Genomic DNA, 222 nt, shown 5'->3' on the forward strand with positions numbered 1-222 from the left:
GGTCCCGACGGCGAGACGATCGTCACGGGGGCCGAGGTCCAAGACGGGAAGGAGGCGTTCCAGCAGTACGGGCTGATGAACCACGGGTCGATCCTCGGGAACGGCGCGTACTACGGCGAGGACTACACCGCCGACGCGCTCGAACTGAAGGTCGAACACATGCGCGAGTACTACGCCGACGCCGAGTACGGCGCGGCGTACGACGACCTCGCTTCCGGGGAG

1 pseudogene is annotated in these 222 nt (G+C 67.1%); it reads left to right on the forward strand.

Annotated elements, in window-relative coordinates:
* A pseudogene (locus tag EXE44_RS19670) lies at nucleotides 1-222 on the forward strand (cytochrome B); the annotation flags it as partial.

The organism is Halorubrum sp. SS7, from assembly GCF_005435055.1.
Classification (GTDB): Archaea; Halobacteriota; Halobacteria; order Halobacteriales; family Haloferacaceae; genus Halorubrum; species Halorubrum salinarum.